Origin of the sequence: Coprococcus sp. RTP31081st1_H1_RTP31081_211007 (assembly GCF_040227275.1) — a bacterium.
Taxonomy (GTDB): Bacteria; Bacillota; Clostridia; order Lachnospirales; family Lachnospiraceae; genus Coprococcus; species Coprococcus aceti.
Window position 1 is genome coordinate 423,587 of sequence record NZ_JBEHVP010000001.1, and the last position, 16,729, is coordinate 440,315.

The following is a 16,729-nucleotide window of genomic DNA, read 5'->3' on the forward strand; positions in this document are numbered from 1 at the left end:
ACACCATCAATTAATATTCAAATTTCTTCTCAAAGTAAGCCTTCAGATCTTCAATCTTGACTCTCTCCTGCTCCATGGTATCTCTGTCACGAACTGTGACTGCTCCATCCTCAACAGAATCGAAATCATATGTTACACAGAACGGTGTTCCTATCTCATCCTGTCTTCTATATCTCTTACCTATGTTGCCTCTGTCATCGAACTCACAGTTGTAGTACTTTGAAAGCTCTGCATAAATCTTCTCTGCACCCTCGTTGAGCTTCTTGGAAAGTGGAAGCACACCGATCTTAACCGGTGCAAGCTGTGGGTGGAAATGAAGGACTGTACGGATGTCTGGCTTCTCCTCTGTTCCGATGTTCTCCTCGTCATATGCAGCACACAGGAATGCCAGTGTAACACGGTCAGCACCAAGTGATGGCTCGATTACATATGGAATGTACTTCTCCTTTGTCTCGTCATCGAAGTACTCCATGGACTCTCCTGATGTATTCTGGTGCTGTGTCAGATCGTAATCTGTTCTGTCAGCGATTCCCCAGAGCTCACCCCATCCAAATGGGAATAAATACTCGATATCTGTTGTTCCCTTGGAGTAGAAACAAAGCTCCTCAGGTGAATGGTCACGGGCTCTCATCTCATCATCCTTGATTCCGAGATCCTTGAGCCAGTTGATACAGAAGCTTCTCCAGTACTCAAACCACTCCATATCTGTACCCGGCTTGCAGAAGAACTCAAGCTCCATCTGCTCGAACTCTCTTGTTCTGAATGTGAAGTTACCAGGTGTTATCTCATTTCTGAATGACTTTCCTATCTGGCCAATTCCAAATGGAACCTTCTTTCTTGAAGTTCTCTGTACATTCTTGAAGTTGACAAATATACCCTGTGCAGTCTCCGGTCTCAGGTATACAGTGTTCTTGGCATCCTCAGTTACACCCTGGAATGTCTTGAACATAAGGTTGAACTGTCTGATGCCTGTGAAGTTGTGCTTACCACATGTTGGACAGCAGATATTGTTCTTCTCAACGTACTCTTCCATCTGCTCGTTGCTCCATCCGTCTACTGCGCCCTCTGGAACAACTCCGTTTTCAGCCATAAAGTCCTCTATAAGTTTATCTGCACGGAATCTCTCATGACACTCTTTGCAATCCATAAGAGGATCAGCAAATCCTCCAAGGTGGCCTGAAGCAACCCATGTCTGTGGGTTCATAAGGATAGCACAGTCAACTCCTACATTGTAAGGGTTCTCCTGGATGAATTTCTTCCACCATGCTCTCTTAACATTGTTCTTGAGTTCAACTCCGAGATTACCATAGTCCCATGTATTTGCGAGACCACCGTAAATCTCTGAACCTGGATAAACAAATCCTCTGCTCTTTGCCAATGCAACGATCTTGTCTAATGTCTTTTCCATTGTAATCCTCCAAATCATATTCGAATTTGCATTTTTTCACTCTATCCGCCTTATTTTATACTCATTCAAATATTTTTGCAAGGTTCACGGCATATTTTGTAATATTATTTATACAAAGCTACTATAATTTGTGCCGTCAGACATCACCTTATGACTTCTTCTTATTGCTTACTCGCTATGACTCTTGTATAATAGCACCAGATTGGTTCTTTCTAAAGTTCCAATTTCAAGTATTTTTATAGTTCCAATTTGCAGTATTGGAATATGAACAAATCAAGTAATACGCAAATATCCAATGATACAAGGTATTTTTAACGCTTATAATATGCAGGAAAGGAACACGGAAATGATATCAATAGACAAGGCCTCCGATAAGTCTCTATACGAACAATTATATGAACAAATGAAATCCGAGATACTTAATGAGCACTATGCTGCAGGTGAAAAGCTCCCTGCAACAAGGCAGCTAGCCGCCGAACATAAACTGAGCCGCAACACAGTAGTATCTGCTTACAACCAGCTTGAACTTGAAGGATATATACGCTCCGTGACAGGCTCAGGCTACTATGTTGAGAACATCTCTGCATTTTCTCCGGACAAAAAGCCAAGACAAAGCCACAATATACAGCATTCTTCCAGACAATCAGGAAAGACATTTGACTACACGTTCAGCTACGGCAATCTGGACTACAACTGCTATCACTCCAGGGCATGGCGCAAATGCCTTATGAACGCCTGGGACATGATATCCATGGCCGATACCGCCTCCTACCAGATGTCACAGGGAAGTTACACCCTCCGCAGTCTTATCACCGAATATCTGTACATGTCCAGAGGTGTAAACTGCACACCGGAGCAGATCATTCTCACGAGCGGCCACCAGAGATCAATAGATATAATCACGCATATATTCAGTCCGTCAGACTATTCATTTGCCATAGAGGACCCTGGCTACAACGGAACATGGGAGATCGTCAGCCAGAGTCCGTTCAGGATCATCCCCATACCTCTTGAGAATGACGGTGTATCAATAGACCATATACAGAGGCTCAGAGACACGCTGTTATATGTGACCCCATCCCACCAATTCCCTATGGGAAGCATATTGCCTATCAGCAAGAGGCTAGAGCTCATAGAGTGGGCGGCTCAATCGGGAAGTTATATCATCGAGGATGATTACGACAGCGAGCTCAGATACCAAAGCAGACCAATTCCATCCCTGCAATCCATCGATAACAGCGACCACACTATATATCTCGGGACATTTTCCAAATCCATGTCACCGGATCTTCGAATATCATATATGGTGCTTCCAGCAGATCTGATGAAGGCATATGAATCCAGATATTCACACACCAACTGCACAGTTCCAACGGTTCTGCAGCTTGCACTTATTGAATTTATACAGAGTGGTAATTATCAGCGCCACATAGGCGCCATGAAGAATCACTATAAAAAGAAGCATGATTATATATTGAATTATGTGAAACAGAATCTTGAAGATGATGTGATCATGTATGGTGCCGGAGCCGGTCTCCACTTTGTGGCAGAGGTTAAGAACTCAAAGCTTACCCAGACAGAGCTCATATCAGCTTTTGAACAGAAAGGCATACGAATCTTCTCCACAGAACCATTCTGGATAAGAAAGAATCTCTGTCCTGAGAACCAGCTTCTGTTTGGTTTCAGCGCCATACCATATGAAAAACTTCCCGGCGCGATGAAGGCGTTCTCTAAAATAATACACTCTCTGTGATTTGTATTTTAGACAGGTAATATACAAAAAGAAGAGAATCTCACGTCATGTAGGATTCTCTTCTTTTTTTCATGGCAGCGAGTCTATGATCTCCACCGATTTGAACTTCCTGTCCACATACATATCCATGAACTGCTTCGACACTAGCTGTATCTCCGCCAGTACAGGATCTGACACATTGAAGTTGTACATCTTGCCAAGCGGTGCACCATTTATGTATTGTATCGTGTATACTGCGTCATCCGATAGATGAAGCGGATGTTTTGCCCGGCCTTTGCATCCATCGCAGAGCAGTCCACCCGATGCTGCATCGAATACATTTGACACCTCAGCCTTGCCACATACCGGACAGTGGAAGCTCTGTATTCCCTGTCCGAACACATCCATGAGTTTTATCTCGTACACACACCGGATGAGCTTTGCAGGCATCTGCCCCTTCTCCAGAGCCTTAAGACTCACATACAGAAGATTGAGGTAATCTGCTGCCCTGTCTCCCTCATGGGTCATGAAGCCCATGACCTCGCAGAAATACGATGCATAACAGTATGCATCTATGTCCATGGTGAGCTGATGGAAATATTCATCCACATCTATATTCACAAGCCTGTATGAATCCCGCGCCGGGATCAATGTAAAACTTCCCATGACAAACATCTGTGTCTTGGACTGGAGCGGATTCGTTCCTCTCCTCACACCTGTTGCAAATACTGTGATCCTGCCCCGTTCTTTTGTGAGGACCACCATTCTCCTGTCATATTCGCTCTGGAGGCTGCTGGACAGTACAATTCCATGCAATGTTACTTCTTCTCTCAATTGTATATCCACCTCCATAACAAATTTAACATGACAAGATCGGCAAACTATGCACTGCCCGCAGCAACTGCACATTTACCGATCCTGTTTGCACACACTACTCGTCTCTAAACCCAAAGTTCCTTAGCAATGTATCTGTATCTCTCCAGTCCTTCTTGACCTTTACCCAAAGCTTCAGATTGACCTTGGTGTCAAGAAGTCTCTCTATTCCATATCTCGCATGAGTACCGATCTTCTTCAGCATGACGCCCTGCTTTCCTATGATGATTCCCTTGTGGGAGTCCCTCTCACATATGATTGTCGCATCGATATCGATCAGGCCGCCATCCGGTCTCTCTTTCATGGAATCAATCACAACTGCAATACCATGGGGAACCTCTTTATCAAGCTGACGGAGCGCCTGCTCCCTGATGAGTTCGGCAACTATCTGTCTCTCCGGCTGGTCAGTGATCGTGTCCTCATCATAATACTGTGGTCCATACGGAAGATACTTCATAATGGTATCTATGAGCTCATCTGTGTTCTTGCCCTTTAATGCCGACACAGGAACTATTTCCGCAAAGTCACAGGCATCTTTATAGGTATTTATCGCCTCAAATACCTTGCTCTCCTCCACGTTGTCTATCTTGTTCACAACCACAATTATAGGTGTCTTTACATGCTGGAGCTGTTCTATGATATACCGCTCTCCTGCACCGATAAATGTTGTGGCCTCAACTATCCAGAGAACCACATCGACCTCATCCAGCGTACTCTCAGCAACCTTGAGCATGTACTCTCCAAGCTTGTTCTTCGCCCTGTTTATTCCCGGTGTGTCCAGGAAGATAATCTGTCCCTTATCGCTGGTATACACGGTCTGTATCCTGTTTCTCGTGGTCTGCGCCTTGTTGCTTGTTATCGCTATCTTCTGTCCTATCAGTCTGTTCATAAGTGTCGACTTTCCAACGTTTGGTCTGCCTATGATGGACACGAAGCCTGATTTGTATTCTTTATTCATATATCTCCTTCATCCTGCATGCGCAGGCTAACCTACGCATACGCATCTAGCTTTACTATGTCATGACCCTAATTCGCCGCTCGCAAGTCATGCAAGCACGCCCACTCACTTGCGCTCATTATATCGACTGTCGGCTATACCTAGAAAATCGCAAGTACATCCTTGAAGTTGTCCTTATTCTCCTCTATCTTGCTCTCTCCGCCGATGGCGCAGATGATTCCTGAATCCGTAACAGCCTTCACAAGTGGTGCAAGGGCTCTGATGGCATCTCTGTCGGTGGAGAGGATCTTATCACGCTCTCTCTGGATCTGTTCATCTGTAACTCCCATAAAGTATCTCGCCATATGGCTTATACCCTCCGCAACAGGAGTCGTCGGTGCATCTATCTGAGCCATGGTTCCAATGATATACTTGGTCATATCTCTGTCTGAGCACTCAAAGTTCTCCACGAACTTATATGCATTCTTGAATATGTCATATGTCTCCATGAGGTTTGGATCTCTGTATGAGCTCATATAGCAGGTTCCATTCCTGAGGAATGAGCACATGGCACCATATGCGCCGCCCTTCACACGGACATTTTCCCACAGATAACCATATGAGAATATGATTTTGAGAACGCTCAGTGAGCTGTCGTACTTGTATCCCGCATCCTCAAAATTACCCGCTATGGCAACATACTGAACCTGGCTGGCTGTCTTGAAGCCCTCATTCTTGAGATCCTTCTCAAAAGGCTTCACATCCTTATGTGCAGGTCTTGTAGAGAGTGCCATGCCAAAGTCCGCAAATGATTCCTCAAGCAGATCTGTCACGTCCTCATTTCCTGTATATGAAACCGTAAGTGCCCCCTTTCTGAGTACCTCTGCAAGGGCATACTGAAGCTTCTCAATGAAGTCATCGTACTTCTCATCGAAGTGATCCACTATGTCACACAGGAATTCATAATAAGCGATTCCACAGGTCTCATCCGTGAATCTTGCTCCCTCATCTATATAGGACATGGCTCTGGTGTATGCGGTCACATGTCCCGATGCAGCCATGCCATTCTTCATGCTGGACTTCTCCTCCGTCAGGAGCTCCTTCAGTCTCTTCCTGTCATCGATCTTAGATGAGAACATAATCTCCTTCATCAGTTCAACGGCATATGGAAGCTTCTCATAGAGTGCCTTCATTGACACGTAAAAGAACTTCTTGATATCCGTGTCACTGGCATATCCAACCATATCAAATTCTATTCCACCTATATTACTGTCTATCTCATTTGAAAGCTGTCCATAGGTATGCTTCTCTGTGTCAATATATTTAAACAGGCATGACAGCACAGCAAGATATGGCACAAGGTCATTATCTATATCATTTATATTGAAATAGAACCTCAGATATCCTATACCGTTTGTAAATATATCGTGGCTTACAACCGGAAGTCCGCCGATCTCAGACTCAACATTCTTGAGCTTCTCAGCCTCTTTGTCAATGTCATCTATCGCCAGAAGCGGAACCTTGGCAAGATCCTCTGCGGATGAAGGAGTCGCCTGATACTCCTTGAGCGCCTTTGTATCCTCCACGATCTTCTCAAGCTCCTCACGGCTGAGCGTAGCCTTGTATGCCGCAAGCTCATCAGCGATCTTCTTCTCATTCTCCTGGTCAAGACCCTTCTTAGGGTTCATGGTGAGATACAGGCCAAATGTATTATCAATGAAACATTCCTTTATAAGCTGCTCAAAGTATCCATTCTGAAGATCCTCTCTCAGCTCCTTATACACATCATTCATCTCAAAAAACATGAGTGCCTTGGTATCGTCATACAGCCAGCTGTTAAATGCATCCAGTCCGTACATAAGTCCCTTAGGAAACCTTCCAAAATTGGCCTCCTTGTGCTTGAACTCAAACTTGTTGATTGCAGCCTCAACCGCATCCTTATCTATACCATGGCTGAGTTCTTCAAATGTATCATCTATTATCTTTATGAATCTGTCCTTATCGTTCTTATCCGCGCCTCTTGCTATGATAGAGAATGTGGTCTGCTGACAGCCATTGTCAAATGAGCTGTAGACCTCCTCGCCTATACCCGCATCAGTCAGAGCTTTCTTCAGGACAGCTCCCGGCGCATCCATGAGCACGTACTCAAGTATTTCAAGGGCTGTAACCTTCTTCTTTTCGGTGCTGAGCCCTGTTATCTTGCTGTATGTGAGTATGGAATTGTTCTCCTCTGGATCAGTATCAGCTATGGAGTACTCCTTAGTGATATCCTTCATCTCGTCAAATGGCTTCTGAAGAGGGATCGCTGAATCTATCTCCTTGTAATCGTAATGTGACAGATACTCCTCATCTATAAATTCCAGCTCCTTCGCCATATCACAGTCACCATACAGATAAATATAACTGTTCGATGGATGATAATATGTCCTGTGGAAATCTCTGAATCTCTCAAGGGTGAGTGTAGGTATGGATACCGGATCACCGCCTGAATCATTGCCATATGGAGTGTCCGGCATGAGTGATGACTCTATCTCTCTGTACATAATCGACTCAGGACTTGAGTACACGCCCTTCATCTCATTATACACAACTCCGTTGTACTTCAGGTCTCCGTCCATAGAGTCAAGCTCGTAGTGCCAGCCCTCCTGCTTCATGATCTCATCATGTATATAGATATCCGGATAGAACACTGCATCCAGATACACACTCATGATGTTCTCAAAGTCCTTCTGATTGAAGCTCGCTATAGGATATACCGTCTTGTCTGAATAAGTCATGGCGTTTAGGAAGGTGTTCAGAGAACCTTTTGCCAGCTCAACAAATGGATCCTTTACCGGATATTTCTTTGAACCACAAAGCACTGAGTGCTCAATTATATGAGGTATTCCTGAATCATCATATGGAGGTGTCCTGAAGCCTATATTGAATACCTTATTCACATCGTCATTCTCAATAATGAGGACCCTTGCCTTTGTCTTTATATGCTCCAGCACATATCCCTTGCCATGTACCTCCGGTAGATCCTTCTCCTCAACTATTCTGTAAGCCTTTAAATCTTTGATATTTCCCAATTCATATTCTCCTTCTATATAAATTTTCAACGCTCACTATTCCATCTGTCCGGCACCAAACGAAGCCGGAAGAAACTCTGACAATCTTCTCATGTCGTAATCATCCTCTGAATGTGCTGCGATAACATACATATCCGCAGAAAATTCCGAGAGCACCTGTCTGCATATCCCACATGGATATGTTATTCCATTTATCCCTGTACTATTCAGGCCACCGACAATAGCAATCGCTTTGAAATCTTTATAGCCACTACTCACTGCATTACACACCGCTGCACGTTCTGCGCATATAGTTGCACCATACGAGGAATTTTCTATATTACAGCCCGTGAACACTCTGTATTCATTCGCATTTCTATCGCGGCTGTCTGTCTCTCTGCCAACGACTTCATCTGCATCCGAAGAATTCTCCCGGCCAGCCAGGAGTGCTGCCCCAACCTTAAACTGTGAGTACCTGGCATATGCCATTTCTCTCGCCTCTACCGCTTTCACAATAAGACGCCTGATGTCTGTATCTTCAATAATATAATCACTCTCCATAATACAGGACCTCCTTTCTGATACCTTCTACGCACTTCCATAATAATAACACTAATCCACCTTTAGATTCAATCACCCACACAGTATTAAACGTTCAAATATTATCAGCTTGGTGCACATAACAAGAGGCCGCCCGAAATCCGGCGGCCTCTCGATCACTTCTCTTTATTCAATTTATTACATTTTTAATAGCTTCCTGACTGTATCTGTCTGAGTATTTCGTCCACCATATCCTGATATGTGTCCGATGTAAGAACCAGGATAATACAGAACACCAGGAACACAAGTGCTATTGCGCTCATTATAATACCTGCGATAGCCATTCCCTTGCCAGGCTTCTTATCCTTAAGACTTATGATACCTGTTATCAGTCCCGCAATGGCTGTGGCAATTCCCACATATGTGATACAACATCCAAATGTAAGAGAAAAGATACCAAGCACCATAGATGCTATGGATACGCCTTTGCTCTCCTGTGGCTGCATATTATTCTGTGGATATGCCGGACCTCCGCCCATATTCATGTCCTGGTTAGCATAATTCTGTCCGTATGGATCTCCCGGCTGTCCGTAGCCCTGACCATACTGACCATATCCCTGTCCGTACTGTCCACCTGGCTGGCCATAATTCTGTCCATACTGGCCGCCTGGCTGACCATAATTCTGATCATACTGTCCACCTTGCTGACCATAATTCTGTCCATACTGGCCGTCTGACTGACCATAGTTCTGGTCGTTCTGTCCATACTGGCCGTCTGACTGACCATAGTTCTGGTCGTTCTGTCCATACTGAGGCGCACCGGCGTATGGATTCTGCTGTCCCGCCTGTCTGTTGTCTTCTGTTGGCTGATAGCCGCCAAAGCTGTTGTTATCTTCTCCCATCTCTTCCTGCCTTTCATTTATAACTTTTTTGTAACCCATACTTTCCCTTAGTCGAAAAATATCTGTTCTGATTATCTCACACATGCCGGTTAGTGTCAATTAACCTACATAAAAAAAGAAACACATCACCCGATTACGAATGATGTGATCCTTTTTTATCTTAGTCTTTGTATTTTACTGCGAAATCGTGTCTGACTCTATTCCTTAGAAGCCCATTCCGCCGCCCATTCCTGCTCCGCCTGCTGGCATTGCTGGAGCGTCTTCCTTGATATCAGCTACAACTGACTCTGTTGTGAGCATTGTTGAAGCAACTGATGTAGCGTTCTGAAGTGCACTTCTTGTAACCTTAACAGGATCAATGATTCCTGCCTCGATCATGTTGACATATGTCTCATTGTATGCATCAAAGCCCACACCAACCTCAGACTCTTTGATCTTGTTGATGATGACTGATCCCTCAAGTCCTGCATTGGCTGCGATGTGGAACAGTGGAGCCTCCATAGCCTTGAGAACTACCTTAGCGCCTGTCTTCTCATCGCCCTCAAGATCCTTTACAAGCTCTGCAACCTTCTTTGCAGCGTGGATGTATGCTGAACCACCACCTGAGATGATTCCCTCTTCAACTGCAGCTCTTGTGGCATTAAGGGCATCCTCCATACGGAGCTTAGCTTCCTTCATCTCTGTCTCTGTAGCTGCGCCGACTCTGATAACTGCAACTCCACCGGCAAGCTTTGCGAGTCTCTCCTGAAGCTTCTCTTTATCAAACTCTGATGTTGTCTCCTCAAGCTGAGCCTTGATGACATTTACACGACCTGCGATGTCTTCCTTAGCGCCCATACCATCAACGATAACTGTGTTCTCCTTTGTGATCTTAGCACTCTTTGCACGTCCAAGGTCATCAAGAGTAGCATCCTTGAGCTCATATCCAAGCTCCTCTGAGATTACCTTACCGCCTGTAAGAATAGCGATATCCTGAAGCATCTCTTTTCTTCTGTCGCCATAACCAGGAGCCTTTACAGCTACTACCTGGAATGTACCACGCAGCTTGTTGACGATAAGTGTTGTGAGAGCCTCGCCCTCGATATCCTCAGCGATGATCAGTAGCTTTGATCCGCTCTGAACGATCTGCTCAAGAAGTGGAAGGATCTCCTGGATATTTGAGATCTTCTTATCTGTAATAAGTATATATGGGTTATCAAGCTCTGCAACCATCTTCTCCATATCTGTTGCCATGTAAGCTGAAATATAACCTCTGTCGAACTGCATACCTTCTACAAGGTCGAGCTCTGTCTTCATTGACTTTGACTCTTCGATTGTGATGACTCCATCCTTTGACACTTTCTCCATAGCGTCGGCAACCATCTGTCCAACCTCATCGTCACCAGCTGAGATAGATGCAACTCTTGCGATCTGATCCTTTCCGCTGATAGTCTCACTCATATCAAGAATAGCCTCAACTGCCTTGTCGCAAGCCTTCTTCATTCCCTTTCTGAGAACGATAGGATTAGCACCTGCTGCCAGATTCTTCATTCCTTCATTGATCATAGCCTGTGCAAGAACTGTAGCTGTTGTAGTACCATCACCTGCAACATCGTTTGTCTTTGTTGCAACTTCCTTGACGATCTGAGCACCCATGTTCTCAAATGCATCCTCAAGCTCGATGTCCTTTGCTATTGTAACACCATCATTTGTGATGAGTGGTGAACCGTATGACTTTGCAAGTACAACGTTTCTTCCTTTAGGTCCAAGTGTAACTCTTACTGTATCTGCTAACTGATTAACTCCTGCCTCAAGTGCCTTTCTAGCCTCAGCACCGTACTTAATTTCCTTTGCCATTTCTATCTACCTCCATGTTATATTACATATATATCATCCGCATATGTCTCCCACAGCTCACGCTGTCTGGATATATGCTTTTACTTCTCAACGATTGCAAGGATGCTGTCCTGCTTGATAACTATGTACTCTTCGTCGTCAAGCTTAACCTCTGAACCAGCGAACTTCTGATATATAACTGTATCTCCAACCTTAACGTCCATAGGAACCAGCTTGCCATCAACAACTGCTCCAGGGCCAACCTCTATAACCTCTGCATACTGTGGCTTCTCCTTTGCCTGGCCTGGTAATACGATTCCTGACTTTGTTGTCTCCTCTGCTACTGACTGCTTTAATACTACTCTGTCTCCAAGTGGTCTTAACTTCATGATATATACCTCCTGATTTATTTTTTCTTTTATTTTCTCATCTTCGTTCTTAGCACTCAATTTATGTGAGTGCTAACACTGTTTTATATTCTATCCATTTCTATAAAAAAATCAACCCTTATTTTCTAAAAAATATATAAAAATATGTCTGTCATCTACAGTAATACATATCACTTAAAAAGAGTCGTTCTTGCATAGTCAAACAGATACTGCTGCGCATATCCCCCGAGATTTCCGAACTTTTTCACGGCAAATGCCTCTATCTCCAGCTTTTTTGTGTCCTTGCCATCAAAGTACATGCTCTCCATGATCCTCTTCATCCACACATCCACAGGGAAAGCCTCACGTCTTCCAAGTCCAAAGAGCAGGACACAGTTGGCAACCTTCTCTCCTACTCCCTTTATAGTCATGAGAAGTTCCCTTGCCTGTTCTATGTCAAGTGCGTCAAGCTTCTCCTTTGTGACATTTCCCGAGTACACCGCCTCCGTCGCATTCATTATGTATGGAGCACGGAATCCGACCTTGCACTCCCTGAGCTCATCCTCTGTGACCTCATGAAGTCTGTCTACATCAGGGAACACATAAAATGCCTCGCCATTATATCCTATGACCTCATCACCAAATCTATGCGATATATTTTTCACACACTGTTTTATCTGAGGGATATTCTTGTTCTGGGATATGATAAATGATATAAGCGTCTCAAAGAAGTCCTGATTAAGTATACGTATTCCATCCTTCTCATTCACAGCCGTCTGAAGTGCGCTGTCCGCCTTTATGACACTCTCCTTGATGAGCCCGTAATCGTTGTCCATATCCAGATAAGGGCGCCATATTCCTTCATAGTCTTCCATGGATGAACCATATATCCTGAGCACGCCGCCTGACTGTTCCATCTTCACAGCCCTGCCAAATGCTATGACCTCATACACTTCATCATCAAGCTTGTCAAAATGAAAGCACTGACCACACTCAAGTATCTGAGAAAGTCTGAAATCCTTCACTCCGTCTACCGTAACTATATTGCCATCACAACTTACATTCATCTTCCGTACACCTGCCATTTCATATTTGTATAATTGTGCTTTTTGTCTTATAAATTTCTCCAGGCTATTGTATAATACCTGTATATTATTTTCAATGTCACATAAGCAGTGTGGCAAAAACTGACACTATCACAAACAGGAGGATCTATGGCTGAACAGATATACACTATACCAGTAAACGATGCATTTGACAGCGGCTGCGAATGCCCTATGTGCCAGATGCAGAAGGATCTTGAACGAAATGCAATTGAATATACGATGGGGCCAAGCTACATGGAGGACGACAACCGTGCCATGACTGACAAGCTTGGTTTTTGCAGTCATCATCTGAGAATGCTCTATCAGGAAAAGAATCGTCTGGGTCTGGCACTCATGATGAACACCCATATGAATAAGACTATACAAGATATGAGGGCGCTGGCTGCCAAAGGTCCCGCCGCCAAAGCCGGTCTGTTCGGCAAGAACACACCAAATGCACCTGTTGTCGATTATATAGAGAATATGGAGAAAAGCTGCTTCATTTGTGGACGTATGGATGACATGTTCGTACGCTATGTAGACACTATCTTCCATATGTGGAAAAGAGATTCCGAGTTCAGGGACAAATTTGCTACGAGCAAAGGCTTCTGTACATACCACTACGGAATACTGTACAAGACAGGCCAGAACAAACTGAGCAAGGAACAGTATGCGCAGTTCATCGAAATCCTCAACAAGGTATACTTTGACAATATGGAACGTGTCAATGGTGACCTGAGCTGGTTCATAGACAAGTTTGACTACAGATACAAGAACGAGCCATGGAAGAATTCCAAGGACGCCCTCCCGAGAGGGATCATCAAGATTGGCCATACATTTGTAGAATAATAAACACATGACAATAAATAAAAGCCGCCTTACATATCTGTAAAGCGGCTTATTTTAACTGACTCTCCATGCAATGAGACCATCCGGAAGCGCCGGCTTTATCATGCCAGGCCTTCTGCCTGTGTTCTCTATGCCATGAGCCTGTTTCATTCTCTCATGGAGATATGCTCTGTATTCTGTGAGAAGCCCGGTAAATATCGGTCTGAGCTCAGGGCACCTTCTGAAATCCCCCGGCTTGACAAGTCCCGGTTTCTTGTGGAATATATCCACACCAGCATTTTTCAACACCGATGCCACGAACTGTGAACAGAAGAAACTGTATTCCCTCTCATACGCAAGATGGAAAAATACGCTGAATACACCCATGAAGTTATATCCGTATCTGTCCGGATGCTTCTTGAATCTGGCGAGCTCCTGCTGTATCCTGTCATACTGCTTACTCGTGACCTTCAGCTCATACACAGCGCATCTGGTTCCCTTGTGCTTTCCAAATATTCCCTTTTCTATGTTCTCACTGATAAATCCACTGTTAAATGGATTGTATACACCTTTCCTTGCAAAACTGTACATCTCATCAAGACTTATGTCCAGTGCCAGAGATGTGTGACAATACGGCTCTCTGGTCATAAGCTTTATGAGATTTGAAGGAACTGTTTTTGTCTTTGACAAAAGTATGTATACCTTCTTACTCTCATCTTTCATATTTTTGTTTCCAATCACCTATTTTGATGTACGCATATCCCCCACAGGATAAGCGCCAATCCCCACATCATAAATTATAAACGCATCCCCGGTAATTACTTGCCCGGCTTGTAAGAACTCTTGAGTGACACGATCCTGTTGTATACAGGATGCTCCGCTGTAGAATCCTTTGAGTCAACACAGAAGAAACCATTTCTCAGGAACTGGAATGCCTCTCCCGGCTGAGCCTCCTCAAATGCCTTCTCAAGCTTACATCCCTGTTTGATAACAAGTGAGTTTGGATTGAGATTCAATGTACCATCGTCGTTGAGCTTCCCCTTCTCCTCATCGATGATATTCTCATACAGACGAACCTCTGCATCTATTGCGCTCTCTGCCGATACCCAGTGAATGGTTCCCTTGACCTTACGTCCCTCAAAGCCTGAACCGCTTCTTGTCTCTGGGTCATATGTACAATGTACTGTTGTGACATTGCCGTCCTCGTCCTTCTCAAATCCCACGCACTTTACGAAATATGCATTCTTAAGACGAACCTCGTTGCCAGGGAACAGTCTGAAATACTTCTTAGGAGGCTCCTCCATGAAGTCCTCTCTCTCTATATACAGATACTTGCTGAATGCTACCTTTCTGCTTCCGAGCTCCTCGTTCTCCTGATTGTTCTCGACATCGAGGTACTCAACCTGATCCTCAGGATAGTTGTCGATGACAAGCTTTACAGGATCAACAACTGCCATGTATCTCTTGGCTGTGAGCTTCAGGTCGTCTCTCACGCAATACTCAAGCATAGCGTAATCAACAGACGACTGGCTCTTGGATATTCCAACCAGCTCCATGAACTTCTTAATAGCTGATGGTGTGAAGCCTCTTCTTCTGAGGGCTGCAATACTTACAAGACGTGGGTCATCCCATCCGTCTACTATTCCGTCCTCGACAAGCTTCTTGATGTATCTCTTACCTGTTATGACATTTGTCAGGTAAAGCTTTGCGAACTCTATCTGCTTTGGTGTGCCCTCAGGTGAATCCTTGTAACCGAGCTCCATAACCACCCAGTCATACAGAGGTCTGTGATCCTCAAACTCAAGTGTACATATAGAATGTGTAACACCCTCGATGGCATCCTCAATAGGATGTGCAAAGTCATACATAGGGTAAATGCACCACTTGTCACCTGTGTTGTGGTGGTTCATTCTCGCTATTCTGTAGATAATAGGATCTCTCATGTTGATGTTAGGGCTTGCCATATCTATCTTTGCACGGAGTACCTTACTTCCGTCAGGGAACTCACCGTTCTTCATTCTCTCGAACAGATCAAGATTCTCCTCTATGCTTCTGTCTCTGTATGGACTGTTCTTGCCCGGCTCAGTGAGAGTTCCTCTGTACTCTCTGATTTCATCTGCTGTGAGGTCACACACATATGCCTTGCCCTTCTTGATGAGCTTTATGGCAGCCTCGTACATCTGGTCAAAGTAATTTGATGCAAAGAACACTCTGTCTCCAAAGTCTGCTCCCAGCCACTTGACATCTGCAAGTATTGACTCTACGAACTCTGTCTTCTCCTTTGTAGGGTTGGTATCGTCAAATCTGAGATTAAACTGTCCGCCATACTGCTGTGCCAGTCCGTAATTCAAAAGTATTGACTTGGCATGTCCTATATGTAAATATCCATTTGGCTCTGGTGGGAATCTGGTAACGATCTTCGGCACCTTACCCTCTGCGATATCTTTCTCAATTATCTGTTCAATGAAATTCTTACCTGTCATCTCTTCAGCCATTTCCAAACTGCCTCCCGCTTTTTTTGATAATTCTAAATGTCTGCAACCGAATTTGCACACGATTACAGTTAGTTTACCATACTTTTACTGCTTGTACCACAATTATCTTTTGATTTGTCATTATTTTTCGCACAAATGTAAATATTTTACTTGATTTTTGATGTTCATTTTGTTATAGTTATTATTGCTTTTGAAAAGCAAGCTACTATAGCTCAGGTGGTAGAGCGCAACATTGGTAATGTTGAGGTCACGGGTCCGACTCCCGTTAGTAGCTTTTATTTTTTGTCCGTATTTACGCCGCCCTGAGCGGCTTTATTTTTATCCACCGCAGACCGGATCACTTACTTTCCGCCCGCAGTCTCAGCTTCATATATTCCATCCCAGTCCGTCAAACTGTTCTTAAACATATCCACAAATGGTATATAAGTGAATACGATAAGAAGCAATACCGGCAAAGCCAGGAACAATACGATCGTTCCCACCTTACCTTTACCTTTTTTAGCTTTGCTCTCCGCTCTCATGCCACCACTCCTTAATCTGATGATCAATAAAAAATAATCATTTTTACCTTTTGTTACTTTCGATTAAGGTTGGCTATACATTTATTTTAGTTTATTTCAAGCTAATATGCAGGCTTATTAGCAAATTCTTTGCAAAAAAGGAAGCGGCACTATGCCGCTTCCTGTCTTTGATTAA

Annotated in this window: 14 protein-coding genes and 1 tRNA gene; 3 read left to right on the forward strand and 12 right to left on the reverse strand. The window is 44.1% G+C overall.

Annotated features, from left to right (window positions below):
- Positions 1 to 10: 10 nt before the first annotated feature.
- Entirely contained in the window at positions 11 to 1,408 is a 1,398-nt protein-coding gene (locus ABUA31_RS01840; RefSeq protein WP_022057995.1) for a glycine--tRNA ligase, read from the reverse strand.
- A gap of 346 nt (positions 1,409 to 1,754) precedes the next feature.
- Between ABUA31_RS01840 and pdxR the strand changes: the two genes are divergently transcribed.
- Entirely contained in the window at positions 1,755 to 3,161 is a 1,407-nt protein-coding gene (gene pdxR / locus ABUA31_RS01845) for a MocR-like pyridoxine biosynthesis transcription factor PdxR (protein ID WP_015534136.1), read from the forward strand.
- A gap of 69 nt (positions 3,162 to 3,230) precedes the next feature.
- Here pdxR and recO read toward each other — a convergent pair whose 3' ends face one another.
- The 8 genes from recO to ABUA31_RS01885 form a co-directional block, all read right to left on the reverse strand.
- Positions 3,231 to 3,974 (reverse strand): DNA repair protein RecO, encoded by a 744-nt coding sequence (recO, locus tag ABUA31_RS01850; protein ID WP_022216007.1) that lies wholly within the window; start codon positions 3,972 to 3,974, stop codon positions 3,231 to 3,233.
- Positions 3,975 to 4,071: 97 nt separating this feature from the next.
- Positions 4,072 to 4,971, reverse strand: a complete 900-nt coding sequence (gene era, locus ABUA31_RS01855) for a GTPase Era (protein WP_015534137.1) — start codon at positions 4,969 to 4,971, stop codon at positions 4,072 to 4,074.
- A 140-nt stretch (positions 4,972 to 5,111) separates the two neighbouring features.
- Positions 5,112 to 8,021 (reverse strand): insulinase family protein, encoded by a 2,910-nt coding sequence (locus ABUA31_RS01860; protein WP_173795373.1) that lies wholly within the window; start codon positions 8,019 to 8,021, stop codon positions 5,112 to 5,114.
- Positions 8,022 to 8,057: 36 nt separating this feature from the next.
- The gene (locus ABUA31_RS01865) at positions 8,058 to 8,561 is read right to left on the reverse strand and encodes a cytidine deaminase (RefSeq protein WP_015534138.1); all 504 of its coding nucleotides are present in this window, start codon (positions 8,559 to 8,561) and stop codon (positions 8,058 to 8,060) included.
- A gap of 185 nt (positions 8,562 to 8,746) precedes the next feature.
- Complete coding sequence (locus tag ABUA31_RS01870) at positions 8,747 to 9,481, reverse strand: DUF4190 domain-containing protein (protein ID WP_015534139.1); 735 nt, start codon at positions 9,479 to 9,481, stop codon at positions 8,747 to 8,749.
- A 165-nt stretch (positions 9,482 to 9,646) separates the two neighbouring features.
- The gene (groL, locus tag ABUA31_RS01875) at positions 9,647 to 11,278 is read right to left on the reverse strand and encodes a chaperonin GroEL (RefSeq protein WP_004853959.1); all 1,632 of its coding nucleotides are present in this window, start codon (positions 11,276 to 11,278) and stop codon (positions 9,647 to 9,649) included.
- An 80-nt stretch (positions 11,279 to 11,358) separates the two neighbouring features.
- Positions 11,359 to 11,646: a co-chaperone GroES gene (locus ABUA31_RS01880; protein ID WP_015534141.1), complete on the reverse strand. Its 288-nt coding sequence runs from the start codon at positions 11,644 to 11,646 to the stop codon at positions 11,359 to 11,361.
- Positions 11,647 to 11,816: 170 nt separating this feature from the next.
- Positions 11,817 to 12,692, reverse strand: a complete 876-nt coding sequence (locus ABUA31_RS01885) for a DNA-3-methyladenine glycosylase family protein (protein ID WP_022216012.1) — start codon at positions 12,690 to 12,692, stop codon at positions 11,817 to 11,819.
- 147 nt (positions 12,693 to 12,839) lie between these two features.
- On the opposite strand from ABUA31_RS01885, the gene ABUA31_RS01890 reads away from it, so the two are divergent.
- Positions 12,840 to 13,559 (forward strand): DUF6062 family protein, encoded by a 720-nt coding sequence (locus ABUA31_RS01890; RefSeq protein WP_015534143.1) that lies wholly within the window; start codon positions 12,840 to 12,842, stop codon positions 13,557 to 13,559.
- Between the two features lie 54 nt (positions 13,560 to 13,613).
- Here ABUA31_RS01890 and ABUA31_RS01895 read toward each other — a convergent pair whose 3' ends face one another.
- Together ABUA31_RS01895 and ABUA31_RS01900 are read right to left on the reverse strand one after the other, a co-directional pair.
- On the reverse strand, positions 13,614 to 14,261 hold the full coding sequence (locus tag ABUA31_RS01895; protein ID WP_015534144.1) for a hypothetical protein: 648 nt from the start codon (positions 14,259 to 14,261) through the stop codon (positions 13,614 to 13,616).
- 95 nt (positions 14,262 to 14,356) lie between these two features.
- Positions 14,357 to 16,033: a glutamine--tRNA ligase/YqeY domain fusion protein gene (locus tag ABUA31_RS01900; RefSeq protein ID WP_055144198.1), complete on the reverse strand. Its 1,677-nt coding sequence runs from the start codon at positions 16,031 to 16,033 to the stop codon at positions 14,357 to 14,359.
- Between the two features lie 201 nt (positions 16,034 to 16,234).
- Between ABUA31_RS01900 and ABUA31_RS01905 the strand changes: the two genes are divergently transcribed.
- A tRNA-Thr gene (locus ABUA31_RS01905) sits at positions 16,235 to 16,307 on the forward strand.
- 67 nt (positions 16,308 to 16,374) lie between these two features.
- On the opposite strand, the gene ABUA31_RS01910 is transcribed toward ABUA31_RS01905, so the two are convergent.
- The gene (locus tag ABUA31_RS01910; protein ID WP_015534147.1) at positions 16,375 to 16,554 is read right to left on the reverse strand and encodes a hypothetical protein; all 180 of its coding nucleotides are present in this window, start codon (positions 16,552 to 16,554) and stop codon (positions 16,375 to 16,377) included.
- Positions 16,555 to 16,729: the final 175 nt, after the last annotated feature.